At 39.9% G+C, this 13,580-nt stretch carries 11 protein-coding genes; 2 read left to right on the top strand and 9 right to left on the bottom strand.

From position 1 onward, the window contains the following. Nucleotides 1-210 precede the first annotated feature (210 nt). Complete coding sequence (locus tag AACZ73_RS09390; RefSeq protein ID WP_339877459.1) at nucleotides 211-1,440, top strand: exonuclease SbcCD subunit D; 1,230 nt, start codon at nucleotides 211-213, stop codon at nucleotides 1,438-1,440. Continuing rightward, nucleotides 1,437-4,466 carry an SMC family ATPase gene (locus tag AACZ73_RS09385; RefSeq protein ID WP_339877299.1) on the top strand — a complete coding sequence of 1,010 codons (3,030 nt, stop codon included), beginning with the start codon at nucleotides 1,437-1,439 and terminating at the stop codon, nucleotides 4,464-4,466. Before AACZ73_RS09390 ends, AACZ73_RS09385 begins: the two co-directional genes overlap by 4 nt. A 56-nt stretch (nucleotides 4,467-4,522) precedes the next feature. Here AACZ73_RS09385 and AACZ73_RS09380 read toward each other — a convergent pair whose 3' ends face one another. The 9 genes from AACZ73_RS09380 to AACZ73_RS09340 all read right to left on the bottom strand — a co-directional run bounded on the left by AACZ73_RS09380 (nucleotide 4,523) and on the right by AACZ73_RS09340 (nucleotide 13,453). Continuing rightward, nucleotides 4,523-5,131, bottom strand: a complete 609-nt coding sequence (locus tag AACZ73_RS09380; RefSeq protein ID WP_339877298.1) for a dienelactone hydrolase family protein — start codon at nucleotides 5,129-5,131, stop codon at nucleotides 4,523-4,525. Then, nucleotides 5,124-6,074, bottom strand: a complete 951-nt coding sequence (locus AACZ73_RS09375) for a ring-cleaving dioxygenase (protein ID WP_339877297.1) — start codon at nucleotides 6,072-6,074, stop codon at nucleotides 5,124-5,126. Before AACZ73_RS09375 ends, AACZ73_RS09380 begins: the two co-directional genes overlap by 8 nt. 110 nt (nucleotides 6,075-6,184) lie before the next feature. After that, complete coding sequence (locus AACZ73_RS09370; protein WP_339877296.1) at nucleotides 6,185-6,712, bottom strand: YceI family protein; 528 nt, start codon at nucleotides 6,710-6,712, stop codon at nucleotides 6,185-6,187. Nucleotides 6,713-6,784: 72 nt separating this feature from the next. Then, a complete protein-coding gene (locus AACZ73_RS09365; RefSeq protein WP_339877295.1) occupies nucleotides 6,785-7,237 on the bottom strand; it encodes a MarR family transcriptional regulator in 453 nt (150 codons plus the stop codon). 140 nt (nucleotides 7,238-7,377) lie between these two features. Continuing rightward, nucleotides 7,378-8,178 (bottom strand): alpha/beta hydrolase, encoded by an 801-nt coding sequence (locus AACZ73_RS09360; protein ID WP_339877294.1) that lies wholly within the window; start codon nucleotides 8,176-8,178, stop codon nucleotides 7,378-7,380. Between the two features lie 60 nt (nucleotides 8,179-8,238). Continuing rightward, complete coding sequence (locus AACZ73_RS09355; protein WP_339877293.1) at nucleotides 8,239-9,828, bottom strand: amidohydrolase family protein; 1,590 nt, start codon at nucleotides 9,826-9,828, stop codon at nucleotides 8,239-8,241. Between the two features lie 130 nt (nucleotides 9,829-9,958). Next, nucleotides 9,959-10,774, bottom strand: coding sequence for an SDR family oxidoreductase (locus AACZ73_RS09350; RefSeq protein WP_339877292.1), 816 nt, complete (start codon nucleotides 10,772-10,774; stop codon nucleotides 9,959-9,961). Nucleotides 10,775-10,859: 85 nt separating this feature from the next. Continuing rightward, complete coding sequence (recN, locus tag AACZ73_RS09345; protein WP_339877291.1) at nucleotides 10,860-12,512, bottom strand: DNA repair protein RecN; 1,653 nt, start codon at nucleotides 12,510-12,512, stop codon at nucleotides 10,860-10,862. 38 nt (nucleotides 12,513-12,550) lie between these two features. After that, a complete protein-coding gene (locus AACZ73_RS09340; protein WP_339877290.1) occupies nucleotides 12,551-13,453 on the bottom strand; it encodes a DUF4835 family protein in 903 nt (300 codons plus the stop codon). Between the last annotated feature and the right edge of the window lie 127 nt (nucleotides 13,454-13,580).

Raw genomic sequence — 13,580 nt, 5'->3', positions numbered from 1 at the left:
TGCTTGCAGCAAGTAATCTACTGAAGTAACTTAGTTATACACTTATATAATTATCTTAAATGATGCCATTTCTTTATTTCGTAGAACCCAAGCCCAAAGGCAGGTGACCGAAGTAGCGGGAATAGCAGTTTCAATCATCTTTGGCGCCGCTCTTTACGTGTCACAAGTCTGATACCAGATATATTTTAAAATTCATTTTTGATGAAAAGCATGATTAAAATTCTCCATACAGCAGATTGGCATCTAGGAAAAAGACTTCAGGAATTCTCCAGACTGGAGGAACAAAAATTGGTTCTTGAAGAAATTCAACTGATAGCAGATCGGGAAAATGTAGATATGGTTTTGCTGGCAGGGGATATTTTTGACACCTTCAATCCAAGTCATGAAGCCGTAGAATTACTTTATAAATCACTACGAAGGCTCTCAAAAGGAGGTAAAAGACCCATTATAGCCATCTCAGGAAACCATGACAGCACACAGTTTGTCGAGGCTCCGGATCCGCTGGCTCGAGAGATGGGGATTTTCTTTTATGGAAAATATGACACAGTAATTCCTGTGGGTAAGCTTGATAATGGCATAGAAATCAGCCAATCCGCTACAGGTTTTGTGGAGATGAAGCTACCCGAAATTGATTTTCCAATCCGGATAATTTTAGCTCCTTATGCTAATGAGGTTTCTATGAAAACCTACCTAGGCGAAGGTGACCGTGAGGAGGAATTCCGCAATCTGATGGGTGCAAAATGGAGTACAATAGCGGATCAATATTGCGATGAGCAAGGTATAAATATCTTTGCAGGACACTTTTTCTTTATGAAAGAAGGTGAAAAACCTGAGCCAGAACCTGAGTCCGAACGACCTATTCTCCATGTGGGCGGAACACAGGCTCTTTTCACCAGAAATATTCCGTCCCAAATCCAATACGCGGCCTTGGGGCATTTACATCGCTACCATGCAGTCGGACATGATCATTGTCCAGTTGTTTATTCCAGTTCGCCTCTCGCCTATTCTTTCAGCGAAGCTGACCAGCAAAAGCAAGTGGTTATCATCGAAGCTGAACCTGGAAAGCCAGTTAGGTATACGCCTGTCGGTTTAAAGGAAGGAAGACCGCTTTATCGAAAAACCTTTAATAATCTGCCTGACACCTTAGCATGGCTTGAAGAAAACCCCTACTGCTTTGTAGAATTGACTTACATCACCGAAAGCTCTATTGAAGCCGCTACCCGAAAAGCGATCATGAAAGCCCACGATGGTATTGTGAATTTGATTCCGCAGATCAAAAATCCTTTGGGTCGGGAAAACTCCAGTCTTCAGGTCGAAGACCTAGGAAAAGATATGGAAAGCCTTTTCAAACTTTTCTACGAAAGTGATAAAGGCCAGGAGCCAAATGAAGAGTTGCTCACAATTTTCAAGGAAGTCATCAGCCAAAACGACGAAGCATGATCCCTATTAAACTTGAAATTAAGGGATTGTATTCCTACAAAGAGAAGCAGATTATAGAATTTGATAAGCTGACTACGGCAGGATTATTTGGAATTTTCGGAGCAGTGGGAAGTGGAAAATCATCCATCCTGGAAGCGATTCTTTTAGCTCTTTATGGGAGTACAGAACGCCTTTCAGATCGCGGGGAAAAGAATAGCATGGTCAATCTCCAAAGTGATCAACTCCTTATCTCTTTCGAATTTAGTGCAGGGAAAAATAATGTAAACACCTATTTATCTAGATATTCACTCAAAAGAAATAAGAAAAACTACGATGATGTAAAATTTGATGGGCACACATTTTATATAAAATCAAACAACAATTGGGTACCTATCAATACCAGCGCAGAGGATATCATTGGAATGAAACAAAATCATTTCAAGCAGACAGTTATTATTCCGCAAGGCAAATTCCGAGATTTCATCGATCAAAAACCTTTGGATCAGGCTAAGATGATGAAGGAGCTTTTTGGTCTGGAGCGTTTTGATCTTCAGGAAAAAACAAGAATTCTTGTAAAAGCAGTTAAAGAGCAGAAAATCCGTTTGGAAACTCAATTGCAGGGCTTGGAAGAATATTCAGAAGAAGTGCTTATAGAAAAGCAAGGTCATTTTTCTGTGCTAAAAACCCAGGCAACTGAAGCTTCGCAAAAGCTAAAAAGTGCTGAAACTGAAATTCGGCTTCAAGAAAACCTGCGAGCTAAAAACCAGCAATTGCTGAAGTTCAGAACTGAGAGAGAGAGTTTGAATCTTCAACGTCCCGAAATTGAAAAACAGCGACAGCTACATTCTGAATTCATCAAAGCCAAGACCCATCTTCGCCCTGTTTGGGATCTGATTCGTGACACCAAAGCTGACCTGGAAAAGTATAAAGTAAGCGTGATTGACTGTGAGCGCTTTAAGATAGAGTTTGCAAAAGAAGTAGCAGATCTGGAAAAAGAGGAGGAAGAGCTCAAAAAAAAGAATCAGGAGCGACCAATAAGGGAAGCAAAAATCCGTGATTTGAAAAAAGTCATAGAAATCCAATCCATAGAAACTCAGCGAGAAGCTGCGAATGCCACGCTGCTCAATTTGCAACCCTCAATAAAGACTAAAAAAGAGGCTCAAAAGGCATTAGAAACAAAAATTGCTGAGCTAGAAACTGAGGCGGAAAAGATAAGTTCAACAGACAGCTCACAATTGGCAAACCTTATTAGCTCGGCCAAAGACTGGAAAACCCTCGAAGTTCAATTGAGCAGACTGCAATCCGAGGAGAATGAATTAGCAAAAGAAGTAAGGCGAATCGAAGAAAAATTGGAAGCTCTGAAAAGCACTATTCCTGCTAAAGAAGACTCTTTCGAAGATTGGTTAACAACCCAGAAATCAACTATTCAAAAACTGGAGAAACAGCGTGATATCCTGATGCAAAAGCAAGGACTTGCTGCGCATGTTCATTTGCTTCATAACGGAGAGCCTTGTCCACTTTGTGGATCTTTGGATCATCCAAGTCCACTTCAAGGCGATGATGAAAATACCTTAGCCCAAAAAGATCGTGAAATTCAGGAAGCAAAGGTGTTTTTAGATCAGATTCAAACTTCTAAATCCAGTTTCGGAGAGTTGACATTTCATTTAGAAAACAATCAAAAAAATAGTACCTTAAAAATCGCGGAATTACAAGAAACGAATCAAAACCTCAGCACTTTAAAAGCTACTTTAGCTAAAGAGGGAATAGAATCTCACGAAGCGCTACTTTCGAAAATTCAGGCAATAGAAAGCAGCTCTCAAAGTCGGGAAAAGCTGATCCAAGAAGTAAAATCCCTTCGCAAAAACTGGGATGCAGAGCGCATTTCGATTGATCAATCTGAAAAGGAATTGCAGCAGGCACAGCTGAAACTGCAATCCGTACTTTCCAATATTTCCTCGAAAAAAGAAGAAATCCGAGATATGGCTTTCTGTAAGCAGTTTTTCACCAAAGAATCTGAGCAAATCCGATTTGCGATAGATAAAGTGGAAAAAGACATAGAAGATGCAATGCAATCACTGGAAGGAAAGCAAAAGCATTTGCGAGAAAAACGTAGTGTAGCGGATAAAAACTTAGCCGACTTATCAAATTTCATTCAGCTTCGCGATCAGAGTTCGACAAAGCTCGAAAAGCTAACAGCAGATTTTGAAGGTTTGAAAATCAAGCATGGATTCCAAGAAGAGGAGCGATTGATCAGCTTATTCCAGCGTTCACTGGATGCAGAGAAGGTAGCTCGGGATATCGCGGACTTTGATCGTAAGCATGACATCGCCGAAAATAGACTTCAGGAACTCGAAGCTGAAAAAGGTGTTGCCGATTTTCAGGAACAAGCATTTCAGGAGCTTTCTACTTCCTTCGAAAATTTTAAAACCAACGCTGAATCTTTCCAAAATCAAGTCTTATTACTTGATAAGGAAATCCAGGAAGCCAGCTTAAAATTAGCTGAAAAGAAAAGTTTGCAGGCTGACTTCGCCAAACTTGAGATCAGAGAAAGCTATCTCAAAGAATTGGACAATCTATTTCGAGGCAGTGGTTTCGTAAAATTCGTAAGTTCTATTTACCTGAAGGAGCTTTGCAATACGGCGAATGTGCGCTTTATGAAACTCTGCAAAAATCGACTTAGCCTGGAAATTGACGATAACAATACTTTCTGGGTAATTGACTATTTGAATGGAGGCAAGAAACGCCTACTCAAAACGCTCTCTGGAGGTCAGACTTTCCAAGCTTCGCTCTGCCTGGCTTTGGCTTTGGCAGAAAAAGTAAAAGCCCTTAACCAAGCTGACCAGAGTTTCTTCTTTATGGATGAGGGTTTTGGTGCCTTGGATAAAAATGCCCTTCGGGTGGTCTTTGAAACCCTTAAATCACTTCGCCACGAAAACAGGATCGTAGGAATCATCAGTCACGTGGAAGATCTACAACAGGAAATCGGTGTTTTTGCAAGCGTAGAACTCGATCCTGAGCTTGGCTCCCAAGTGAGTTATTCTTTTTGACACAAAAAAAACCTCTGACAATGTGCCAGAGTTTTTTTTGAATTAAGAAAACCTATTTACAATATATTTCTGTTTACCCAATCAATTTCCTCCTGACGGATGGTATGATCTGAGTCCTTGAATATTAGCAATTTTACTTTTGCCCCCATCCTGCTCAGTAGGGTTTCTGATTCATTTATGCGAGAAAGCGGCACATGAAAGTCTCGCTCACTACTTCCAATAAAGATGGGAGTCCCATCAAAATTACCTGAATATTTCTGCTCCTGAATACTTTCACCTATCAAACCTCCCGTGAAAGCAATGACTCCCCCAAGCTTCTGGCCATTATGCGCAGCAAACTCAAGGCTGAGACAAGCTCCCTGGGAAAAGCCAATAAATACGACGTTTTCCGAAGGAATACCAGCAGCAGCAATTTGATCCCAACCATCTTTAATAGTGGCTAATGATTCTTTTAACGCTTTCTCATTTGCCTCATCCGGAGCCATGAAACTGTAAGGATACCAAGTCCCCCCTTTCGCATCAGGTACCAAAAGCGCATATTCATTCAGATTCAAATATTTGGAAAGCGAAAGGATACTCTCTGCATTTGCTCCTCTACCGTGAATTAGAATGGCAGCTTTTTTTGCTTGATCCAAGGGAATACCGGCCGTTTTTATCTTAGGCATAAGACTCAACATTTAATTTTACTGGAATCAAACTCTCTTCAAGTTTTTTGCGATTTGGTTCAGCCCATTCAGGCAGTTTGATCAACTCGCCCAAGTGCGCTTCATCCTCATCAATTGCAAATCCTGGTTCGTCAGTAGCAACTTCGAATAAAACTCCTCCTGGTTCGCGGAAGTAGATGGATGTAAAGTAATTTCTGTCTTTCACCTCTGTCACCTGATAGCCATTTCTCATCAGCAACTCTTGAACTTGAAGTTGCGAAGCAGCATTTTCTGTGCGGAAAGCAATGTGATGAACTGTTCCGGCACTTTGCATGCCACGACTTCCAGATTTATCAATCACTATATCCACAATATCTCCTGGCTTCCCAGCTGTACCATATCGGAATCTGCCGTTTTCCTCTCCAATAAAGTGGTAATCCATGTGCTCAGTCAGCAACTTTTCAGTCAAGTCCTTTGACTTTAGATTTAACGTCGCTCCATAAAATCCTTTTATCGAATTCTCAATTGGCACCTGCCCATAAGACCAGCCTGTTCTATCATCCTCATCATTCGCCACCAATTCAATGCCCATACTGTCATGATCTTCAAATCGAATTAACTGATCTCCAAATCGAGTCAACACATCAGAGACGGGAATTCCATATTTTTTAAGCCGCTCAATCCAATATTCCAAAGAGTCTGCAGCTACTGAAAACGCGGTGTATGTGACTTCACCAGCTCCTTTGGCTCCTTTTCGGGCTCCAGTAAAAGGGAATGTGGTAAATACAGTTCCTGGTCTTCCTAACTCATCTCCAAAATAGAAATGATAGACACCAGGAGCATCGAAATTGATAGTCTTTTTCACCAGTCTCAATCCAAGAATTCCAGTGTAGAAATCAATATTTGCTTGAGGGTTTCCAGCTATCGCAGTGATATGGTGGATTCCAGTGATTAATGGTTTCATGGGTGTTAGGGAAAATGTTTAAATAGAAAGGTTTATTCAGAGTTCTAACTCTGTTAGCTTATTTAATTAGTAAACTCTTCGAGCTTTGTTAAACTCGAAGAGTTAATACTTTAAGCCTGCTTTACAAGCTGCACACTTAGGATCAAGCGAACTTGATCACTTACAACTACGCTACCAGCTTCAGTAACTGGTGACCAAGTCAAACCATATTCTTTACGGCTGATTTTACCTTCGATCTCAAATCCAGCTTTAGTTTGTCCATAAGGATCACCAGCTATGCCGCCAAATTCTACATCCAGCGTAAGTGGTTTAGTGTTACCTCTTACAGTCAGATCTCCAACTAATTTGTAATCTCCGCCTTCATTGACAATCTTACCTTCGAAAGTCAATTTAGGGTGATTTTCAGCATCAAAGAAATCAGCTGATTTCAAGTGGTTATCTCTATCCGACTGGTTTGTATTGATGCTATCAATTGAAGCAGAAAATGATACTGCTGCTCCGTCGAAATCATCAGAATCGCTTTCCGCAGTTCCTTCGAAATCTTTGAAATAACCTGTCACTGTAGAAATAACCAAGTGTTTTACTTTGAATGAAACTTCAGAGTGTGTAGGGTCGATAATCCATTTTGTAGTACTCATGATTTTTGTTATTTAGTTAAAATTTGTTTGTATTAATATTAAATGTATAGACACGTATTTTTGTAAAATTTTTTACCCTCTTAATTTATCGAGGAGGTTATTCATCAAAATTGCCTCATCCTTCGTAAGATTGACCACCTGACTGTTAAAACCCTCCATACTTTTTTGAAGATCATCCAGCATCTTCAGTCCCTTTTCAGTTATTAAAATATCGACCTGGCGTCTGTCACTTGGACATTCTCTTCTTTCCACTAAATGCTTGGATTTAAGTTTATCCACCAGTCTGCTTGCATTAGACATTTTATTTAGCATTCTATCCTGAATAGAAGAGACTGTAGTAGGAACACCGTTTTGACCTCTTAGAATTCTTAAGACATTATATTGTTCAGGAGAAAGGTCAAATGGCTTTAGAATCCCATTCTGAGCGGATACCAAATAGCTTTGAGTATAGAGTAAATTAACCACTAACTTATTGTATGGGTCCTTAAACTCCTTTTGTTTGATTGCTTCTTCAAGACTTCCCATATCATTTGTTTTTGTATTTAATGTATATACATGTAAATGTAGAAAAAGGTTTCAATTGATTAAAACTTTTTTTAGAAAAAACGAAAAAAGACCTCAAATGAGGTCTTTTGAATAAATAGAGCAACAGATACAAATAAGATTTAACTCCTCTCAATCAGCCAATCGCCAATTAACCGATTAATCTCCTTTGGCTTTTCAATGCTGCTGCAATGCCCGGCGCCAGGAATTGTATGCAATTTGGACTTAGGAATACTCATCTGAATAAACTTTGCCTTGACAGGAGTCGTCGCGACATCTTCATCACCCACAATTATCATAGTGGGACACGTGATTCCTCCAAGCTCATTTTCAATTCCCTTTCTATATATCACCCCTTCTACGGCTCCACTAATAGTTCGGTTATTTGATTTTAATTCTGACTTCCAAAAATCAATTTTCTCTGAATTCATTGGATCCCTAAGCCAACTTTCAGCAAACATAATTTTCATGACCTTGCTGGAAACTGGTGGGATTATACCTAACCATTTCACTATTCCATTTAAGGTTTTGTATTTAGGCAAGTTCTCTACAGGTTCGGAGTTTGCAGAAGTTTCCATAAGTACTAAGCTTTTGATCAACTCTGGAAATCTGGAGGCAAGTCTCATTCCTACAAAACCTCCCATAGATAAACCTGCAAAGTGCACTGGCCCATTACATAATTTCTTGATAAATTCCTTTGCATCCTCTGCAAGTGTGTCCATATCAAAAGGTCCAGTTACTTCACTTTGCCCCTGTCCTCGATGATCATAGGCAATCACCCGGAAACGTGATTGAAGAAATCCAATTTGATCAGCAAACATTTTATGACTCCAGAGTAATCCATGCGAAAAGACAACTGTCTCCTCTCCATTTCCTTGATCCGTATAGAAAATATCAACTCCGTTAACATTAATCTTGGACATTTTAACTGTTTATTTTGATTGTACTATCCAAACTTTCTTGGCTAAAAATTCGATTCCTTTTTACCAATTTAATCCGGGCTGAGTGATGTTTACACCTTCTTCTTCCTTTTGCTTGTCCACTATAGCTTTTACATCTTCCAAAAGTTTCTTAGCATCGTATACAATTCCATCTTTCACCGTATACTTTACGCCCCCTACCCGTATTGGTTTATTATTTTCATCGATTCTTATCGATCCTGTACCATAAAGTACCTTTAGGTTTTGTAGAGGATTTTCTTCCAAAATAACAAAGTCAGCCAATTTCCCTACCTCTACTGATCCTATCTCCTTCTCAGCACCGAGTAGTTCTGCGCCAGCAAGTGTGGCAGAACGTAAAACTTCCAAAGGGTGGAATCCAGCTTCTCGTAGCAGTTCGAGCTCACGGATATATGCAAATCCATAAAGTTGATATATAAAACCCGAATCTGATCCTGCCGTTACTCTACCGCCTCGGTTTTTATATTCATTAATAAAAGTCATCCAAAGCCGATAATTTTCTTTCCATTGTACCTCTTCTTCGGTAGTCCAGTCAAACCAATAAGAGCCGTGTGACTGACGGCTCGGCGCATAAAACCTCCAAAGAGATGGTAAAGTATATGCTTGGTGCCACTCAGCTGTTCTAGCACGCATCAGATCTCGATTTGCCTCATAAATATTAAAAGTAGGATCAAGTGTAAAATCCAATTCAAGCAATTCATCCATAACTTTATTCCAGTGTTCAGATCCGGGTTTAGCAGCTTGCTTCCAAAGTTTCCCTGCTTCAGCAAAACGATGTTGTTCATTTTGGTAGTTGTAGTCCAAGCGGAAATCCTGAATTGTTCTATCTTCAAATAGTGCCTCAGGCAATCCATACCAATGTTCCATAGAAGTCAGTCCAGCTCTGGCAGAATTCAGCACATTCCAACGGGCAACATCTAATTGCTGATGGTGCATAGCCGATCGCAATCCTATTTTCTTGTTTTCCGAAATTGCCGCTTCCATTACTTCTGGATTTGCTCCGAAAAACTTGATTCCGTCGGCACCTTTCTTTGCATTATCATTTACCCAAGCTCTCGCCTGCTCATCAGTTGTTATTGCAGTTTCAGCACCTTGGCCAAAAGCAGTGTAAGCGTAAATTCTGGGAGCGGTAATTTCATTGGCTAATGATCTTTTTTTCTGATCCAATACCCAGTCTAGTCCATTCCCTGCTGAAGGATCCCGAACGGTCGTGACACCATGAGCCAGCCACAGCTTAAACACATATTCCGCTGGAGTACCCTGACCTCTACCTCCTATGTGAGCATGAGAATCCACAAATCCTGGCAATAGATAATGTCCTTCCAATTCATAAACTTTGTCGTCAGGACCAGCCTTTGGTCTCCTACTGTCATTGATAGGCAAACCAGGATAACCAACAACTTGTATTTGGGCGATTTTATTTTTCTCTACCACTATATCTACTGGACCTACGGGCGGTGCCCCAGTGCCATCAATCAAGATTACCCCTCTCAAAATCAAACGACCATATTGACCATCCCCTTCACTTCGGTTTGGCGCTGGATCTATTTGTGAGAAAGAAGAATGGGATAGTAAGAAGCCAACTATGGCTAGGAGTAAAAATCTTTTTTTCATATAGTGGTGGTTTAATCTCATAAGATAAACCAAAAAGCCACAACATAAAATGAAAAAATTACGAGCTGCAGGTTAAAAAAAGCCCTCTGGGTAAATCAAAGGGCTTTCTGTAGGCAATAATGCATGAATATTACAAATCCTTAAACTTCTCCATGATATCTTCGGAAATCCCAGTAAAGGAATAACCACCATCATGAAATAGGTTTTGCATGGTAACTAATCTAGTGTAGTCTGAAAACATGGTAACAATGTATTCTGCACAAGCTTCAGCGGAAGCATTTCCAAGTGGAGAAAGCGCTTCCGCAAAATTGTAAAATGAATCAAATCCACCGATTCCAGTACCTGCAGTTGTCTTGGTAGGAGACTGAGAAATAGTATTCACCCGAACTTTCTTCAACTTGCCGAATCTGTAGCCGTATCCACGAGCGATACTTTCAAGCAATGCTTTGGCATCAGCCATATCTGTGTAGAAAGGAAAAACTTTCTGCGCTGCGATATAAGAAAGCCCGACGATCGATCCCCACTCATTCATCACATCCTGCTTTTCAGCAACCTGCATCATCTTATGAAATGAGATGGCAGAAACATCGTAAGACTTCATAGCCCAATCGTAGTTCAAATCACCATAGGATCTTCCTTTTCTGATGTTTGGTGACATTCCGATTGAATGTAGTAGGAAATCAAAGTTTCCTCCAAGGTATTCTTTTGCCTCAGTGTACAATTTCTCGATATCTTCAGTACTGGTAGCGTCTGCTGGGATCACAATGGTATCACATTCTTTTGCAAGGTCATTGATAGCACCCATACGCATGGCGATAGGTGCATTAGTCAAAACGAATTTTGCGCCTTGCTCTTTCGCTTTAAGCGCTGTTTTCCATGCAATTGAGTTCTCGTCAAGAGCACCGGTGATGATTCCCAGTTTTCCTTTTAGCAAATTTTCTGGCATATAGCTAGGGGGTTATTTTCAAAAATATTGCCCAAAAATAGGAAAAAATAATCATTCAAGCTCCGCCATTGATGGATTGCCCACATCAACGCCGCAACAACTCTTTGGCACTTTCTATAGCAGAAGCTGAAGGAGAAGCTCCGGAAATCATTTTGGCAAGCTCCAACACGCGATCTTCCTGATCTAGTAACTTTATCTTACTCACTGTTTTTTCAGAAGAATTGTCCTTGTAAACGTAATAATGTAAATCTCCTTGTCCAGCCACCTGAGGCAAATGGGTGATGCAAATCACTTGGTGCTTCTTTGAAATATCCTGCATCATCCCAACCATCTTCAGGGCAACTTCCCCGGATATCCCTGTATCGATCTCGTCAAAAATTAAAGTAGGCATGGCCATTTTATCAGCCATCAAATATTTGATTGCAAAAAGCAATCTTGAAAATTCACCACCGGAAGCCACTTTCTTCAATGGTTGTGGTGATGAACCTTTATTAGCAGAAAAAAGCAGGTCAATTTCATCCATGCCATTCGCTATCGGCTCGATGGATTTATGCTCCATTACAATCCTAGAATTCTCCATGCCTAACCCAGCCAATAAACTTTCCAGTGAACTCTGAAAACTTGCAAAACTATCCTGTCTCTTTTTACTGAGAGCCTTTCCAGAGTTATAAGCCTTCTCTCTATTTTCCTCTACTTCCAATTTAGCTTTGTTGAGATTTTCGTCCAGATTTTGGACCTGAAATACTTTATCAGCTAATTCTTTTTCCAGCTCTATCAATTCTTCTATGGTATCAACTCCATGTTTTTTCTGTAGCTGATAAATTTTACTTAGCCTCTCCCTGATTTCATCCAGCCTCTCAAAATCAACTTCCACCTTACTTTCCTCGCTGCCAAGTGTTTCTTCAATATCCTTTAATTCAATGTTTACCGCATGGAAACGCTCCTTCAGAGAAGAAAATACATGTGCCAATCTTTCCAAAGATTGCATACCATGTTGGATCTGAGACATAGCTTGGCTGATCCCAAATTGCTCATCTTGAAAAAGATTCAGCATTTCATTGATCTTCAGCTTAATCTCCTCTGCATTTTCAAGGATTTCCTGAGTAGATTCCAGGTCGGACTGCTCGTTTTGTTTCAATCCTAAAACGCTTAACTCTTCCAATTGAAACTGATTGAAATCAGCTTCCTTTTGAAGTTCTAAGGCTTTTTTACTTAACTCGTTAAATTCTTTCAGGGATTTTTGAAAAGCTCTATAATCAGATTTGTACTGCTTTATCTCTTCCTGAGTCTGAGCAAAAGCATCAATCAACTTTAATTGGTAACTACCTTCTCCTAACTGCAAAGTATCATGCTGGGAATGGACGTCCATAAGAAAGCTTCCCAATGTCTTCAGTGCATCCAACAGCACAGGTGTATCATTTACAAATGACCGTGATTTGCCCGCTGGGCTAATCTCTCTACGAATGATGCAAGTAGACTCATAGTCAAGTTCTGCTTGGTCGAAGAACTCCTTTAAGCCGTAACTACCCACATCAAAAACACCTTCGATAACGCATTTTTTATCAGCGTGTAGCAAAACTTTTGTATCAGATCTATTTCCCAAAAGAAGTCCCACGGCGCCCAGCATGATGGATTTACCTGCGCCAGTTTCACCGGTAATCATACTAAGTCCAGGACTAGGCTGCATGTGCAGCTGGTCTATCAGAGCATAATTAGAAATGCTAAGAGATTTGAGCATAGTTAAGTTTACGTTTGGGCAAAACTAAAAAATCGAAGTTAGCTTTTCAGCAACTCATTGTACTTTCTGGCATTATTAGGATCAACTTCCAAAAGTAACTCGACAATTTCTGTCCGGATCTCAAGAGATGCATTTTTCATAATCGAAGTGATCTCATCACTTTTGGCATCCATGAATGAAATTACAAAGATTCCATTCGGCTGAGTCTTGTTGGCTTTCGCTACAATACGCATTGCCTCAAGCATATTTTCATAAGCCTCTTCAGGCCGAACCTGCAGAATATCCATTCCTTGACGATGGTACAAATAATAAGCATCACGGATTACGGAAAAGACTGATGAAGTATAAATATCATTGTTCAATGCATATCGATTTCTACGATCAGAAGTACTCTGAGTCCAACCAGGCCTTCCTGATTGTTGTGCATTATTCACGATATCATTAGCAGCAGCGAAAAATTCACTTCCGCCCCTACTTTCAAAAGAATCATAATCCATTCCCAACGCGATCTGTGCATAGAATGCCAGTAGGGAACTGATGTTGTTCAGGTAGGTAAAGCGATTGAATTCAAGCGGCTGAGATTCTATGTAATCAAAACTCCAGTTTCTATCTGCAAAATTGAAAACCAAACTTTCGTAATTAGTACCATAAACAGGTCTTACTGTCTGAATCTGAACCGTTGCATTATACGTCCCTACCTGAGGAACATCATTTATTGTGATTAGTAAATTCCCTTTTATTCTTTCTTCGGGACGAAACTCATCTGTTGTCCAGGATCTACCATTGAGAAACTGCTCAAAACTGGTTTTCATCTGATTAAACACATCAGTATTTTGGATTCTAGCTCGGTCACTATTGATTATTACAGTAAAATTCAGCTCTTGCGTAAAACCAATTAGTGAGTAACTAAAAAGAATAAGAAGGATTATTCCTTTTTTCATGTCTTATATTAATCTTCAGAAGCACATCCAGATAACGAATTGGAAGAATATCACCGGATAAATTTTAGCCTAATAATAAGTTAACGGAAAAACACTCAATTTCATTGACTTAAAATTAAGTAAATAA

Origin of the sequence: uncultured Algoriphagus sp., from assembly GCF_963974835.1 — a bacterium.
Taxonomy (GTDB): domain Bacteria; phylum Bacteroidota; class Bacteroidia; order Cytophagales; family Cyclobacteriaceae; genus Algoriphagus.
This window is presented reverse-complemented; position numbering and strand designations above follow the sequence as displayed.